The following is a 960-nucleotide window of genomic DNA, read 5'->3' on the forward strand; positions in this document are numbered from 1 at the left end:
GCATGCGGATGTGCCGTTCGAGCGGCTCGTGGAGGTGCTCAACCCGGTTCGGTCGACGGCGCGCAACCCGCTGTTCCAGGTCGGTCTGTCCTTCCAGAACATGGCGCGAGCGAGCCTCGAATTGCCGGGTCTGACTGTCTCTGCAGTAGACGTCAATTCACCATTGGCCAAAACCGATCTTCAGCTGACCATCTTCGACGGCCCGATGGAAGACGGCCGGCCGGCCGAAATTCATGCGGAGTTCACGTTTGCGACGGATTTGTTCGATCGGTCGACGGTGGATGGTTTTGTGGAGCGGTTTGTTCGGGTGTTGGAGGCGGTTGTCGAAGATTCGCGTGTTGTGGTGGGTGATATCGATGTGTTGGGTGTTGGGGAACGTGATGTGGTGGTGTCGGGNTGGAATGGGACTTCTCGTGTGTTGGAGGGTGTTTCGGGTTCCGGTGGGGTGTCGTTGGCGTCGTTGTTTGTTGATCGGGTGGTTGAGGTTCCGGGTGCGGTGGCGGTGGTGTTCGAGGGTGAGCGGTTGTCGTATGGGGAGTTCGGGGAGCGGGTGTTTCGTTTGGCTCGGTGGTTGATCGGTGAGGGTGTGGGTCCTGAGGTGTTGGTGGGGTTGGGTATGCGGCGTGGGGTGGATTTGTTGGTGGGGATGTATGCGGTGGTGATGGCGGGTGGTGCGTATGTGCCTTTGGATCCGGATCAGCCGGCCGAGCGTAATGGGTTCATCGTTGAGGTGGCGTCTCCGGTGTTGGTGTTGGTTTCTGGTGGTGGGGATGTGGGTGTGTTTGCTGGTGGTGGTGTGTCGGTGGTGGATGTGGGTTCGTTGGATGTGTCGGGGTTCTCGGGTGAGGTTGTGGGGGATGGTGAGCGGTTGTCGGTGTTGCGGGGGTCGAATGCGGCGTATGTGATTTTCACGTCGGGGTCGACGGGTCGGCCGAAGGGTGTGGCGGTCTCGCATGAGGC

General features: G+C 60.3%; 1 protein-coding gene. It reads left to right on the top strand.

The window, feature by feature from the left end; genetic code table 11:
* Nucleotides 1-960, top strand: a 960-nt coding sequence (locus tag BJI47_RS09605; protein ID WP_139804850.1) for an AMP-binding protein, incomplete at both ends; no start/stop codon positions are given.

The sequence above is a fragment of the Rhodococcus sp. 1168 genome (assembly GCF_002091955.1).
Classification (GTDB): Bacteria; Actinomycetota; Actinomycetes; order Mycobacteriales; family Mycobacteriaceae; genus Rhodococcoides.